We start from the raw sequence: 12,775 nt of genomic DNA on the forward strand, positions 1-12,775 counted from the left end.
CTGGCGAAAGCCGCTGCTCGCACAACCCCTTGTACCGAAACCCAATTGAGGCAAGCTGAGTTTGCGAACTAATCAAGCGTCGTTAAGCGGGTCCTTACGATGCGGGCGCTAGACTCGGAGACAGTGTCTGACGATCAGTTTGGAATCATGCGATATATTTGGCTGCGGCGGGTGGTCCTGGTTTTTGGTTTAACCATCGGGGCGACCGTCGGCCCGGGGGCTTTCGCCGCCGACAATGCCGGCCAGAACAACCCGGGCGGCCAGACACGGCAAAAACAGGCTCACGCCTCCCAGGGCGGCCAGCAGTCTTCGCAAAAGTCTTCCGAGAAACCCTCCCAGAAGTCTGCGACGGCGGGCGGCGGCAAGAGCAAGCCGGCGGCACACGCGGCGGCCAAAAAAGGCAACAAGTCGGCGTCCGGGGCGCAACAACCACAAGCCAGGCGGTTCGGTTACGCAGACGTGGTCGCCATGGCCCGGGCCAGGGCGAAGAAATCGTATCAGCCGCCGGCGAAAATTCCCGGCTTTCTGAAAAAGCTTTCGCTGTCCAAATATCAGCAGATCAAGTACAAGCGCAAGAATGCCCTCTGGCGGCAGGCGGGCTTGCCGTATCGGGTGATGTTCGACATGCCCGGGTCGTATTTCGATCATGCGGTACAGATATCGGTGGTCAACGGCCGCAAGACCCGGTCGGTGCCTTTCGATAAGCAACGCTTTACCTTTCCCGACAAGAAACTCAAGAAAAAGATTCCGAAGGATCTCGGCTACGCCGGTTTCAAGGTCCTGCATGAGATGGGGCACCCGGGCAAACTCGACGAGGTGTTGTCCTTCCTCGGCGCATCGTATTTTCGGGTGATTGGCGCGAACGAGCATTGGGGGCTGTCGGCCCGCGGGCTGTCCATCGATACCGCCAGCAGCTCGGGCGAGGAGTTTCCGAAATTCACCCACTTCTGGCTGGTGAAGCCGGGCAAGACCAGCCGTCAGCTGACGATCTACGCGCTGCTTGATTCGCCGAGCGTGACCGGCGCGTACAAGTTCACGGTCACCCCGGGGCAGGCGACCTATACGCACGTCGAGGCCACGTTTTTTACCCGCAAAAAGATCAAGAAGCTTGGCGTGGCACCGCTGACGAGCATGTTCACGCGCGGCAAGACCAGCCTTGCGCGCATGAACAACATATTGCCGGAAGCGCATAACTCCGACGGCTTGTTGATTCACGCGGCAACGGGCGAGTGGCTGTGGCGACCGCTGGTCGACCCGCAGAAATTGCGCCTGAACGATTTCGATGCCGACCACGTGAAGGGTTTCGGGCTCATGCAGCGCGACCGCCGCTTCAGTGATTATCAGTCGCTCAAATATCAGTACCAAAAGCGGCCGAACGCGTGGGTTACCCCCGACGGCGATTGGGGCAAGGGCCATTTGCAACTGGTGGAAATTCCGTCGAACAGCATTGTCAACGACAACATCGTCTTGTACTGGGTTCCCAAGAAGCCGGTTAAGGCCAACCAGCGCCTGCATTTCGGTTACACCATCAAATGGAGCGAACAACGTGCCGAGCCGGACAGTCTCGGCCGGGCGATTGCCACCCGCGTTGGCCGTGTCGCCCCGCAACCGGGCAAGAAGAAAAGCAGGGTCAAGGTCATGGTGGACTTCGCCGGCGGCAAGCTGACCGACCTCACCAAGGCCAGCGAGGTGAAACCCAAGGTCAATGCCAGGCGCGACGTCACGCTCTACAACATCCAGCTACGCCGCAATCCGCATACGCGCGGCTGGCGGCTCACCTTCGAGGTTTCGGCCAAGAATTTGTCGAAGCCGCTCGGCCTGAGGGCTTATCTGGCCAAGCCGCAAGGCGGCGGCATCACCGAAACCTGGAGTTATGAGCTGAAAACGCCATGACGACGGGTTTCCCGTGACCCGGAAACCGCGGCAGCGTGTAATCCGACGTTCAATTCGCGACTTCTGGGGCACGGCTGTCGGATTACGGTGCGCGCACCTGATCCGACCTACGTAACCACGGCTATCGACAGCCTATGCGCTACCGTAAAGTCACCCGGGATAGCGCTTCATCACGCTTGCCGCGGCGCGGGCCGGGCGATTCGGCGACATGACGCAACGAACAACAACGACTTGCCGGCGGTGGCAGCGCCCGATCAGCGGCTTTCGATAGCGTCCGGGGCCGTCTTGAATTCGATCTGGCCGGCGTCAATCGAGCCGTGGCTACCATACCGCCACACCCAGTTCTCGTAGCCGTGGCTCACCGGCAATCCGGCGTAGATCGGGACGTCTTCGATCCATTCAGCAAAAACAGCCGCGAGCGATCGTAGCCCGTCGGCCAGGGTGCAGTGGTCGAAACCGCCCAGGCAGACGGCTTGTAGGCGGTCGCGCTGTATCGAGCCGATCAGTTGCCCGAAACTACGCTCCAGCCGGAATTCGGCCTCGCCCACGTCTTCCAGCAACAGAATCGCATCGGTATCGAGCCGCGGGGCGGCGGCCGTGCCCGCCATGCTGGCGAGCGTGGTCAGGTTGCCGCCGACCAGTTGGCCGGACACGGGCCCGGTAGGGCCGGCCATGTGGGTCAGGCGCCACGCGCTGGCGCGGTCCTGCAGCCAATCGACCAGCGAGGCCATGGAGGCCGCACGCTGGCCCTGTTCTTCGGCGGTTTCACCCGGCCTGGCGAGCTGCGTGGCGACCGGGCCGTGGATCGCCAGACGGCCGTGCTGGCGAAAGGCTTCGAGCAGGACGGTGATATCGGAAAAGCCGATCAGCGGAACGTTGCCCGGAATGCGTGTCCAGTCGACGTGTTCGACCAGATGCGCGCTGCCGTAGCCGCCGCGCAGGCACCAGACGGCGGCGACGTTCGGCAGCTCGAAAGCCCGGTGAAGGTCGGCCAGGCGCGCTGTGGCGGTGCCGGCCAGATAGCGGTGGTGATCGCGGACGTGGGCGCCGAGGCAGGCGTCGATACCGGCGGCTGCCAGCACCGCCAGCGCGGTGTCGATCCGTGCGTCGGCCACGCCGCCGGCGGGGGCGATCAGGGCGATGCGCTGGCCGGCGAGCGGGCGGAGCACATCGGCCAGGCGGGCGAGCGGGGCGGCCAGCGGTGTCGGTTCACAGGTCATGGGTTGTTACCCGCGTGCCGAGTCGTTCGCCGGCCATGTCGCGCAGATGCTGGTGGTGGGTGAAGAACAATACCTGGGTTTTTTCGGCCAGGCCGGCCAGCACGTCGAGCCCGGCCATGGCACGGTCGTCGTCGAAGTTGATGAACAGGTCGTCGGCGACCACGGGCAGCGGCGTGGCGCGTTCGAGATAATCCTCGATCGCGGCAATGCGCAGCGCCAGATAGAGTTGGTCGCGGGTGCCCTCGCTCATCCCGGGTGGGGCGACGCGCGCGCCGTCGGGGCGTACGCCGACGATCTGCAGCTCGTCGCGGTCGTCGAATTCGCCGGCGAGCCGTTCGAAGGAGCCACCGGTGAGGTGGTTCATGAGTGCGGAGCCGCGCTCGATCAGCGGGCGCTGCTTGTCCATGGCGTAGCGCTGGCCGGCCCATTTGAGCAGCAGCGCGGCGGTGCCCACGCGCAGGTAGCGCTCGGCGGCGTCCTGCATGTCGGCCAGTGCGGTCTGGCGTTCGGCGGCGGCGGTCACCGCGCGATCATCGCCGCCGATGGCATCGAACGCGGACTTGGCTTCGTTGCGGGCGTCGCGCGCCGGGCCGAGGTCGGCGTCCAGATGCTCGATCTGCTCGGACAGGGCGTCGATCTGTTCGCGCAGGGTGTCGAGATCGCTCGCCTCGACCGCGGCGATGAGATCGTCGATCGACTGGCCGTCGCCTTGCTCGGCCAGTGTTTCGGCGATGGCGGCGTGTTCGGCGGCCAGCGCCTGGCGCCGTTCGGCGCGCGCGATGATGGCCTCGAGCGCATCGGGATCGGCCACGCCGGCCTGCCGGCACAAGCCGTGGAGCCGGCGTTCGGCGTCGGCGCGGGTCTGTTCGTGCTGGGCGATGCGCTCGCGATGGGCGGCCAGATCGGCTTCGCGCGTCTGCAGGCGTGCGTGTTGCGAGCGGATGTCGCGCAGGGCGGCGGTCAGCCGCTGCACGGTCGCCTCGCCCGGTTTGTCGTCGACGGCGCTGCGGCCGGTGGCGTCGAGAATACGGGCGAGTTCGGCCTCGAAACGCGACCGGCGTTCGTTGAGGTCCTGCTGTTCGGCCGCCAGCTCTCGCGCCTGCCGGGCCTGTTCACGGCCGGTTTCGATGACGTCGAGCACCGCCTGGCCGGCCTGGGCATCGAGCGATGTGTCGAGCCCCAGTTCGTCGAGCGCGGCCCGCCACGCGCGCTGCCAGTCGGCCAGCTCGGTCGCGGCCTGCTCGCGGATCGCCTCGAGCGCTTCCATACGGCGTGCCTGTTCGCGGCGTTCGCGACCGAGCCGCTGGCGTTCGTCGCGCTGGCGATGCGCGCGCTCGATCAGCCGCCGGGCGTGTTCGATCAGCATCGCGAGCGAGGCGTCGGCGATGTGGCTTTCGTCCACGCCGAGGGGCACCAGATACGGCTGTACCTGGTCGCGATGTGCGGCGATGCGACCGGCCAGCTCGTCGCGGGCGGCCTCGGCGTCGATGTGATTCGCGCGGGCGGTCAGCGCGGCGTCGCGATGGGTGAGCCAGTCGCGCATCGCCGCCGGGCTGGCCGGTTCGAGATCGGCGGCTGCCCACAGCGCGGTCCATTCGGTCAGCAGGCCGTCGAGCCGCGTGCGGGCCGCGTCGCGCCGGGCGATGGCTTGTTCCAGGGCCTGTTCGCGCTCGGCCACATGGCGCTGGCGCTCTGCGTCCTGCGTAATCGCTGCGGCATGATCGAAGCGGGCATCGGCCAGCGCGTCGGCCTGGCGTGTCGTGCGCTCGAAGGCCTCGACCGGGTTCTTTTCGGCGGCGGCGTCCAGCCTGGGTGCGTCGGCTTGGTCGAACAGATCGCGCTCGCGCTGTTCCACATACCGACGCCGCACGAGCTGCCAACAGGCATCGCGTTTTTCGCGCGTCGCGGCGAGGCTTTCGGCGCTCGGCAGGGGTTGGTCGGCGCGGCGACGGGCCAGGGCATCGCGCGCGCGTTCGACTTCGTCGCTGAGTTCGTCGACGCGCGCCTGGTGTTGTTGGCGGGCTTCGCGGGCGCCGTCGATGGCGGCTTCGAACTCGTCAATGCGGTCGCGGGCGGGCACGTCCAGCGCGGCAAGGGTCTCGATATCCGCCACGGCCGGCTGCATGGCGCCCAGCCGGCGGGCCAACTCGCGCGCCAGCCGATCCACGTCGACCTGGCTGTTGCGCTGTTCGGATTCGAGATCGCCTTCGCGGGTGCAGGCGGCCAGCCATGCTTCGAGCGCGGTGGTGTCGGCCGCGCCGCCCAGCGCGTCGGCGTCGGCGGCCAGCCGGGCCTCGGCTTCGCGGGCGGTGTTGAGATTGTCGGTGGCGTGGTCGAGGCTCTGGCGGTGCGTCGCCTCGGCGGCTGCCAGACGCCGGGCCCGGGCGAGGGCGGCGGCGGTCGGCCATTCTCTCGTTTCATCGGGCCAGCCGAGTTCTCGCTGTGCGTGCGCCAGGGCGTCGGTTAAATGTGCCTGTTCGCGCTCGATCTCGGCGCGGCGCTCGCGATCGGCGGCGATCCGGCCGCGCTGTTCGGCCAGACGTTCGATCGCCTCGCCGGCTTCGCGCAGCGCCGGGTCGTCGCTGAGGGGGGCGATTTCGGCATCGATGTGCTCGATCTGGTCTTCGATGGATGCGATCGCGGCATCGGCCGATTCGATCGTGTGTTTGGCCCGCTCGAAGGTCGCGCGTGCTTCGGCGTGCAGGGCAGGTGTTTCGCCGAGACCGGCCAGCTCGGCCTCGATTTCGCGATAACGACGGGCCGGGGCGGCCACGCGCCGGATGCGTTCGAGTTGTTGCCATTGATGGCGCAGCCCGCGGCGCTGTTCGGCCAATGCCTGGTAGCGGGCTTCGGCGGTCTCGAAGGCTTCGCGTTTGCTGCGCCAGTCGCCGACCGTGACCTCGTGCTCGCGGATATCGGCCTCGGCGGTCTTCAGCCGGGCTTCGGCCTGATAGTAGCGTCGGTTCTGCGAGGCATTCGGCGACCACAGCGCGTCGGCTTCGGCGCCCAGGGCCTCGCGTTCGGCGAGCACGTCGGCCAGGCCGGAGCCGGCCGAAAGCAGGGCGGTGTCGGCATTGGCGTCGGCTGCCGCGAGGTTTTTGCCGCCTTCGCGTAGGCCGGCGTGGTCGAGGCTGAACATGCGGGTGAAAAACGCCCGGTCGGCGCCGGCAAGCCCGCGTTCCAGATCGGCCTCCAGCCGGGCCGCGGCTTCGCCGGCGGCGTCGAGCAGGGTGTTCTTGCGGCCTTTCTTGCGCACCGCCTCGATTTCGGCGCCGGCCGCCTCGAGGCGCGCGCCGATGCGCAGCGCGTTGTATGCGTGCAGGAAATTCAGTGGCGTCTGCGGGGGAAAACCGAACAGAAAATCGCCGACCGCGCTGCGTGCGGTCGATTTGCCGGCCTCGTTGGCGCCGAACACGATATGCAGATCGATTGCGCCCGGCGTAAAGACGAGCCGTCGCTCGGTGAAGTGGCCGTAGGCGAGCAGGTTCAGCGCAGCGAATCTCACGAGGCGCCCTCGTCGGCGGCCAGCCGCGACAACAGATAATTGCCCGCGCCGTCGATGAGCGCGGCCGTATCGCCGTCGATTGCGGCGCGCAACAGGGCGTCATCGGCGTCGGTCCGGATTTCGTGCGGCAGGCGTTCGGCCAGCTTGCGCACGTCTTTTTCGATCATCTCGCGAATATCGGCGTCGTTACGGGCGTCGTCCAGCAGTCGCTGCAGCTCGCCGAGTGCGTCCTGGCGTGCGCGACGGCTGGCGGCATCGAGCTCTGGCGCCGTAGCCAGTCGGATCTTTTCTACATACACCGGTGTGCCGCCCAGCCCGGCTGCGGCCGCCCGGGCTTCGGCAAGCAGTTGTTCGGCGGCGGCGACCAGGCGATCGTGCAGGACGGTGGTTCCGGTCAGGCGCAGGCGGATAGCCAGCAGCCGGCCGTCGGCCGCCTCGACGCCAGTTTCGATGGCAGCGCGCATGGCGGCCGTCACGTGGTTGAAATCGTCGGCGTTCGAGACATCGACCTCGGCGTGCTGCCAGCGCGCGACATCGCAGTAGATCGGGTGCAGCGCCGCCACCCGACCGTCCTCCACGATCACCTCGAACGCGCTCTTGGCGCCGGTCTCGCGGATCGAGCGGCCCTGGAGGTTGCCGGAAAACACCACGTGCGGATGCTTGGCCAGCACTTCGGCGCCGTGCACATGGCCGAGCGCCCAGTAGTCGTAGCCCTTGGCGGTCAACTCGTCGAGTCCACATGGGGCATAGTTCTCGTGCCCGCCCAGGCCGCCGAGTCCGGTGTGTAGCAGCCCGATGTTGAAGGCGCCGGGCGTGGGTGCCGGGTAGCCGGGCACCAGATTGTCGGTGGTCTTCTGGCGGGCATAGCTCATGCCGTGCAGCGCGATGCCCCGTTCGTCGATGGCACGGGTTTCGGCGTGCTCGTGCGAGAAAACATGCACGTTGTTCGGCAGCGAGAGACTGCGCGTCATCTGGTTCTGCGCGTCGTGGTTGCCGTGGATCAGATAAACCGGGATCGCCGCTTTGTTCAGGCGATGCATCTGGCGCACGAAGAACACGCCGGTCTGGTAATCGCGCCAGTCGCCGTCGTAGACATCGCCGGCGATGACGACGAAATCTACCGCCCGCTCGATGGCCGCGTCGACCAGCGCGGTGAGCGCTTCGCGGGTGGCCAGCCGCAGTTGCGCCGCCACGCCGGGCACGTCGTCCGACAGGCCGCGCATGGGGCTGTCGAGATGAATATCGGCGGTGTGGATGAAGCGAAAGGAACTCAAGGCAACAGTTCGGGGCAGGGCGTTGGCGATCGCTGCATCTTAGCGGCTGCGGGCGATGCACCCAATCGGTTTGGGGCGGTATCGAGGATGCATGGTGCCTGGTGAGAGTAGGCCGGGGTGTAGCAATTTTGAGCCAGCCGCTGTTCGCGCGGGGTTGATCGGTTCGAATCGCGAGGCGCTTCGGACTCCGGTTTCGCACTGATGCGCGAGTCCCTTCTTCTGCTTGCTTGTATAGACCGGAGACATAGGTAACAGATGTGCCAGGACATGGGTTACACCTCGACGCTGATCGTTGGCGTATCGAGGTGCCACATCATGCCCTGGAAGGAAACCACATCGATGACCTCACGTACCGCGTTCGTAGCGCTGGCGCAAAGCCAGGGCATCAGCGTATCGGCATTGGCCCGACGCTTTGGTATCAGTCGCGAGACCGCCTACAAGTGGCTTGCACGTGCCGCCGCGGGTGGCCGTGCGACGCCCTACCAGGGCAGGCGATCGATATCGACGTTGCCGCCGGTGAGAATCACGCCGACGCGCCGGTTTTCGAACTGCTCGGGCGCGGCGAGAACGGCGGCGAGTGCCACGGCGCAGGACGGCTCGACGATGATCTTCATGCGCTGCCAGATCAGCCGCATGGCGGCGATGATCTCGTCTTCCGAAACACGCGTGATGGCGGCGACATGGTCGCGCACGATTGGCCAGGTGATGGCGCCGAGTGAGGCCTTGAGGCCGTCGGCGACGGTGTCCGGCGCGTCATTGCCGCAGCGCTCGCCGCTCTCCAGCGAACGGGCGGCGTCGTCAGCCGCGGCCGGTTCGCCGCCGTGGACCGCGATATGCGGCGCGTGGGCGGCGACGGTGAGCGCGGTGCCGCTGAGCAGGCCGCCGCCGCCCACCGGCGCGATCACCGCGTCCAGATCGGGGACCTCCTCGATGAGTTCGGCGGCGCAGCTGGCCTGTCCGGCGATGACGCGCGCATCGTCATACGGGGCGATGAACTCGGCGCCGGTTTGGCCGACGAACGCATCGAGCGCGGCCTGGCGCGCGGCGTTGGTCGGTGCGCAGAAGATGACGTCGGCGCCGTAGCCGCGGACCGCGTCGATCTTGGGCTTCGGCGCGGTTTTCGGCATGACCACGGTGGCGGCGATGCCGCGCGCGGCCGCAGCGCGGGCCAGGGCCTGGCCGTGGTTGCCGCTGGAGTGGGTGGCGACCCCGCGCGCGGCCTGTTCGGGGCCCAGCGAGAACACCGCGTTGGTTGCCCCGCGTGCCTTGAACGCGCCGGTTTTCTGGAAGTTCTCGCATTTGAAGAACAGCGCCGCGCCAGCGGCCCGGTCGAGCGTGCGGCAGGTCAGTACCGGGGTGCGATGGATGTGTTCGGCGATGCGCTGGCGGGCGGCAACCAGGTCGGCAGCGGTGGGGCGCGTCATTCGTGTCTTTAGTTCGGGGCAGGAATCCGCATACTGCCATGCAGGGCCGGGAATCGGGTGGCCTTTTCCGGTCCGGCGGTGGTTCAATCCGATGGAGTGCGTGATGGAAGAACCGATGGTGCTGCGCTATATCTGCGAACTGGGCGGCGATGAGACAATCGTGGAAGCCGCCAGTGCCGAGGATGCGGCGGACCTGGCGGCCAAGGCGTACGCCGCCGAACACGGGCCCGGCACCTATACGGTGACGGTGTCCGAGGCGACCGACTACGATCTGCCCCTGATCGCCGGGGACGACCACACCGTTACCGTCGGTTGACCATGGCGCGGGTTCGAAGGATGAGATCAGTCGCGATGTATGCCGTGGCCGCCCTCGTCGCCGCCAGCGCGCCGCTGTCGGGCTGTGCGGCGCTCTCGAACAGCGGCGACGGGCACCACAAGCGGGCCAGGCAGGCCGGTGCCTTCAAGGCTACACCGGCCGCTCGCAACGCCGATGACCGGCAGCGTCTGACCGAGGCGCTGGCCACGATTTATGCCGACAGCAGCGTGCACCCGTTGCGCTACCACGCTCGGTTCGTCGACCTCAACGGCAATGGCAAGCGCGAGGCGGTGGTTTATGTCACCGGCCCCTCGGGCTGCGCCCAGGGTTGCGATCTGTACGTCCTCGCGCGCGACGGTGATCGCTACCAAGCGGTCTCGCGTATTCCCACGGCCCGCACGCCGCTTTACGAACTCAATCAGCGCCATCACGGCTGGCACGATCTGTGGGTGACCACGGTGGGCGACGCCGGGGGCTCGCATGGCCAGCGCATGCAGTATGCCGGCGGCAGCTACGTGCCGGTCGACGACAACGGGGTCAACAGCGCTGCGCGCACGCCGTTGATACCGAACCTCGACGGCCCGGGGCATGCGATACCGGCAAGCGGCCATGGCCAGTAGGTCGATGCGCGACAATCCCGGTGAGTCGTGCACTCGATGGCGTGATACCGGTGCGCGGCGCCGATAGGCCATGATGGGTTCGCGTCACGGTAGACGTGCCGGGCGGCTCGATCTTCGGCGACCGCATGCACAGCCTCGACGGCCATTCCACGCTCGATGGTCGGGGCACCCGCGCCGTGGCGACTGGACAACGGCGCTCGGCCGATCGTGCCCACGTTGCTCAGGGCCACGGGTGCGACGACCGTGCCGGCGAGTCTCGCCAAGGGCTTTGAAGCACGCATGAACTCGGCGGCCACGCCTGCCACGACCAGCTATCTGTTGATCGACGGCTTTTCGATGATGGCGTTCGTGGCCGCCACGGAGCCGTTTCGTATTGCCAATCGCCTGGCCGGTGCGGATTTGTATGCCTGGCGGCTGCTGAGTGAGTCGGGTGGGGCTGTGGCCGCGTCGAATGGCATGCGTGTGCTGCCCGATGCCGGTATCGGGCAGGCCGCGATACCGGCCCGGCTGGCGATCTGCAGCGGTTTTCTGGAGGCCGGTGCGCCCAGCCGCGCCCTGGCGCGCTGGCTGCGCCGCTGTGATGCGGCGGGCGCGGTACTTGGCGGTATCGATACCGGTTGTTTTGCGCTGGCCGCGGCCGGGTTGCTCGACGGCCGCCGCGTCACGCTGCACTGGGAGAGCCTGCCGGCTTTTCGCGAGCGGTTTCCGCTGGTGGCGGCGGTGGAGTCGCTGTACGAAATCGGCCCACGCCGGTTTTCCTGTGCCGGCGGCATGGCCGCCACGGACATGGCGCTGGCCGGAATCGCGGCCGACCATGGCCCGGTACTGGCCCGGGCTGTCGCCGAGCAGCTCATCCACGATCGCGCCCGCGACCCCGACGCCCGGCAGCGTCAATCCATCGTCAAGCGCCTCGGTATTCACAGTCCGCCGTTGGTCCAGGCGGTGGCGCTGATGGAAAATCATCTCGAAACGCCATTGCCGCTGGCGGTCATCGCCCGGCGTACCGCCCGTTCGCCGCGTCAGTTGCAACGCCTGTTCGAGGCCGAACTGCAGGCCACGCCCGGCGCCTGGTATCGACGCCTGCGCCTGGACCATGCGGCCACGCTGATCGAGGAAACCGACCGCTCGATGACCGAAATCGCGGCGGCCTCCGGCTTTGCATCGACGACCACGTTCTCGAGAGCATTCCGACAGCAATTCGGCGTTTCGCCCTCGGTGTGGCGATATCGACGGCAGACCGGATAGCCGGCGGGGCGCGCCCGCTCGAGCGCCGGTCCGCGCTGTTACCGGGTTGGCGTCCGGGCCCCAGGCGGCGATCGGCCGGCGAGGATGGCGGGATCGCGTATGAAACCGGGCCGCCGGCGCCGCGCAACACACCGCACAGGCACGCCCCGTGCCGGCCCGGGCCCGTGGATTGGCCCCGAAGCGCGTACATTGGTGTCGTTACGGTCCATCGGATCCTCGTCTTCCGCAAGTGCTCGCCTATGCATGTTTTCGATAATCCCGTCGGCCCGGGGCCACTCTGGTTCGACAACCTCACGACCGCCCAGGGCACGCCGGTGGCCTACGATCCGCAGGCGCGGGCGTTCATCCCGGCCCCGCCGTTCTGTGCCAATCGCGAGCGCATTGGCTGCAACTGGATCGCGCCGGAGCACGGCGCCTTCTGCCGCGCCTGTGCCATGACCGCACTCGCGCCCGATCCATCGTTGGCTAACGCCATCCCGGACTGGGCCGAAACCGAACTCGCCAAGCGCTGGGTACTGGATAATCTCGGCCGCTGGCAGTGGTTTCGGCCGGAGGACCCGGGCACACGGCCGACTTTTCATATGCTGGCCGACGCCAACGACCAGCCGGCGCCGATGGGCCATGGCCAGGGCGTGGTCACCATCAGCGTCTCCGAGGCCGATCCGGTCGTGCGCACGAAGCGCCGTCAGGCCCTGGGCGAACCGTATCGCACCATGATCGGCCATATGCGCCACGAAATCGCGCACATGCTCTGGTGGCGACTGGCGCTGCGTGCCGATTTTATCGACGCGTTTCGCGACATGTTCGGCGACGAACGCGCGGATTACACCGAGGCGCTCGGCCGGCATTACAACCACGGCCCGCCGGTCGACTGGGGCGAGCGGTTCATTTCGAGTTATGCCTCGGCGCATCCGCACGAGGACTGGGCCGAGACGACGTCGCACCTGCTCCATCTGACCGACATCACCGACAGCTTCATCGCCGCCGGACTGGGGTCGCCGTATCTGCCGGCGCCGAACTGGAACCCCTATGCCGAAACCGACACCGCGCGGCTGATCCACGTCGGCGCGGCGCTCGCGATGAGCGTGAACCACGTCAACCGCTCCATGGGATTGCCGGATCTGTATCCGTTCATGCTCTCGGCGCCGGTCAATCGCAAGTTGACCTTCGTGCATGAATGGTTGCGGCGGGGGGCGCAGGGGTGGTGAGCGCGGCGGATTCGTGCAGCGTGTCTGCCTCGCTGTGTCAACGGCGCGGCATCCGGGCGCCCGACGCCCG

9 protein-coding genes are annotated in these 12,775 nt (G+C 67.3%); 5 read left to right on the forward strand and 4 right to left on the reverse strand.

The features are described from left to right. Nucleotides 1-147: 147 nt before the first annotated feature. Nucleotides 148-1,893 (forward strand): glucan biosynthesis protein, encoded by a 1,746-nt coding sequence (locus ACS8YF_RS16050; RefSeq protein ID WP_440851159.1) that lies wholly within the window; start codon nt 148-150, stop codon nt 1,891-1,893. Nucleotides 1,894-2,147: 254 nt separating this feature from the next. Here ACS8YF_RS16050 and ACS8YF_RS16055 read toward each other — a convergent pair whose 3' ends face one another. From ACS8YF_RS16055 to ACS8YF_RS16070, 4 genes are all read right to left on the reverse strand, one after another. Next, nucleotides 2,148-3,113, reverse strand: coding sequence for a S66 peptidase family protein (locus tag ACS8YF_RS16055; protein WP_440851160.1), 966 nt, complete (start codon nt 3,111-3,113; stop codon nt 2,148-2,150). After that, complete coding sequence (locus tag ACS8YF_RS16060; protein ID WP_440851161.1) at nt 3,103-6,618, reverse strand: AAA family ATPase; 3,516 nt, start codon at nt 6,616-6,618, stop codon at nt 3,103-3,105. The genes ACS8YF_RS16055 and ACS8YF_RS16060 overlap by 11 nt, the downstream gene beginning before the upstream one ends. Next, the gene (locus ACS8YF_RS16065; protein ID WP_440851162.1) at nt 6,615-7,892 is read right to left on the reverse strand and encodes a metallophosphoesterase family protein; all 1,278 of its coding nucleotides are present in this window, start codon (nt 7,890-7,892) and stop codon (nt 6,615-6,617) included. Before ACS8YF_RS16065 ends, ACS8YF_RS16060 begins: the two co-directional genes overlap by 4 nt. A gap of 479 nt (nt 7,893-8,371) precedes the next feature. Then, on the reverse strand, nt 8,372-9,316 hold the full coding sequence (locus tag ACS8YF_RS16070; protein WP_440851163.1) for a pyridoxal-phosphate dependent enzyme: 945 nt from the start codon (nt 9,314-9,316) through the stop codon (nt 8,372-8,374). Nucleotides 9,317-9,419: 103 nt separating this feature from the next. On the opposite strand from ACS8YF_RS16070, the gene ACS8YF_RS16075 reads away from it, so the two are divergent. The 4 genes from ACS8YF_RS16075 to ACS8YF_RS16090 all read left to right on the forward strand — a co-directional run bounded on the left by ACS8YF_RS16075 (nt 9,420) and on the right by ACS8YF_RS16090 (nt 12,705). Beyond that, nucleotides 9,420-9,632 (forward strand): hypothetical protein, encoded by a 213-nt coding sequence (locus ACS8YF_RS16075; protein ID WP_440851164.1) that lies wholly within the window; start codon nt 9,420-9,422, stop codon nt 9,630-9,632. 20 nt (nt 9,633-9,652) lie between these two features. Continuing rightward, nucleotides 9,653-10,252, forward strand: a complete 600-nt coding sequence (locus ACS8YF_RS16080) for a hypothetical protein (RefSeq protein WP_440851165.1) — start codon at nt 9,653-9,655, stop codon at nt 10,250-10,252. 243 nt (nt 10,253-10,495) lie between these two features. Next, on the forward strand, nt 10,496-11,497 hold the full coding sequence (locus ACS8YF_RS16085; RefSeq protein ID WP_440851166.1) for a GlxA family transcriptional regulator: 1,002 nt from the start codon (nt 10,496-10,498) through the stop codon (nt 11,495-11,497). 239 nt (nt 11,498-11,736) lie between these two features. Continuing rightward, nucleotides 11,737-12,705, forward strand: a complete 969-nt coding sequence (locus ACS8YF_RS16090) for a zinc-binding metallopeptidase family protein (protein WP_440851167.1) — start codon at nt 11,737-11,739, stop codon at nt 12,703-12,705. The last annotated feature ends 70 nt before the right edge of the window (nt 12,706-12,775 follow it).

It is taken from the genome of Salinisphaera sp. SWV1, assembly GCF_052044155.1.
Lineage (GTDB): Bacteria > Pseudomonadota > Gammaproteobacteria > Nevskiales > Salinisphaeraceae > Salinisphaera.

Coding starts and splice junctions, on each gene's coding strand:
- ACS8YF_RS16090 (WP_440851167.1), top strand. CDS start 11,737: ATGCATGTTTTCGATAATCCCGTCGGCCCGGGGCCACTCTGGTTCGAC.
- ACS8YF_RS16070 (WP_440851163.1), bottom strand. CDS start 9,316: ATGACGCGCCCCACCGCTGCCGACCTGGTTGCCGCCCGCCAGCGCATC.
- ACS8YF_RS16080 (WP_440851165.1), top strand. CDS start 9,653: ATGAGATCAGTCGCGATGTATGCCGTGGCCGCCCTCGTCGCCGCCAGC.
- ACS8YF_RS16055 (WP_440851160.1), bottom strand. CDS start 3,113: ATGACCTGTGAACCGACACCGCTGGCCGCCCCGCTCGCCCGCCTGGCC.
- ACS8YF_RS16075 (WP_440851164.1), top strand. CDS start 9,420: ATGGAAGAACCGATGGTGCTGCGCTATATCTGCGAACTGGGCGGCGAT.
- ACS8YF_RS16050 (WP_440851159.1), top strand. CDS start 148: ATGCGATATATTTGGCTGCGGCGGGTGGTCCTGGTTTTTGGTTTAACC.